This is a genomic window from Planococcus sp. ISL-109, assembly GCF_018613655.1.
In the GTDB taxonomy this organism is placed as follows: Bacteria; Bacillota; Bacilli; order Bacillales_A; family Planococcaceae; genus Planococcus.
Genome location: NZ_JAGGPW010000009.1, coordinates 1 through 1,337 on the forward strand (window position 1 = coordinate 1; position 1,337 = coordinate 1,337).

Annotated in this window: 1 CRISPR repeat array. The window is 37.2% G+C overall.

Annotated features, from left to right (window positions below):
• A CRISPR array of direct repeats spans positions 1-1,290; the repeat unit is 36 nt; unit sequence GTTTTACTACTCTCTAAAATTACATTGGTCTAAAAC.
• Positions 1,291-1,337 lie beyond the last annotated feature (47 nt).

The following is a 1,337-nucleotide window of genomic DNA, read 5'->3' on the forward strand; positions in this document are numbered from 1 at the left end:
GTTTTACTACTCTCTAAAATTACATTGGTCTAAAACCGGTAATTCAACGCGCCGTAAGTCGATTGCGTTTTACTACTCTCTAAAATTACATTGGTCTAAAACTTGTCTCGTTCGTATACTTGGTTGCGTAGTGTTTTACTACTCTCTAAAATTACATTGGTCTAAAACTATATAGCGACCAAGCCCAACACTAAGAATGTTTTACTACTCTCTAAAATTACATTGGTCTAAAACTTCCGTCCGCTTTAATGCGTTCCATCGCTTGTTTTACTACTCTCTAAAATTACATTGGTCTAAAACTTGAGCGAGCAAGAACTCGGCAGGATTTATGTTTTACTACTCTCTAAAATTACATTGGTCTAAAACACAGTTTTCCCCTTTTCCGCTGACCACCTAGTTTTACTACTCTCTAAAATTACATTGGTCTAAAACCAATGTCGTTTGCAGCCGGACGATCAAAAAGTTTTACTACTCTCTAAAATTACATTGGTCTAAAACGCCACTATTCGTCAGCGTCCACAGTTCATCGTTTTACTACTCTCTAAAATTACATTGGTCTAAAACCCGACGACAGCCCCGACGCCACCAAACAGCGTTTTACTACTCTCTAAAATTACATTGGTCTAAAACTGGTGCTTGTACGTTCTCGACAAATGTTGTGTTTTACTACTCTCTAAAATTACATTGGTCTAAAACGTATCGGCAGCGCTGAATGTCCGAGAAATGGTTTTACTACTCTCTAAAATTACATTGGTCTAAAACTACGGGTAAACAAGTGCAGTTCTGCCGTTGGTTTTACTACTCTCTAAAATTACATTGGTCTAAAACCGCAAGAACTCGCTTGTCATCGTATCGGAAGTTTTACTACTCTCTAAAATTACATTGGTCTAAAACCTAATGGCAGCGACTTATGCGAGGTTATGCGTTTTACTACTCTCTAAAATTACATTGGTCTAAAACCTGCTTTAGGCGGCGACTGTTGGCGCTTGGGTTTTACTACTCTCTAAAATTACATTGGTCTAAAACCGGCTGCATACATTGCGGGAAGGTATTCTTGTTTTACTACTCTCTAAAATTACATTGGTCTAAAACTCCACCATTCGCGATAGCGTCATCAATTTTGTTTTACTACTCTCTAAAATTACATTGGTCTAAAACATATAACGCAAGGTGATCTGCGGATGCGCAGTTTTACTACTCTCTAAAATTACATTGGTCTAAAACTTGATATGAACGTTCGATATGACTCCTGATGTTTTACTACTCTCTAAAATTACATTGGTCTAAAACATCAAAACATATGAATTAGAACGGGTTTACGTTTTACTACTCTCTAA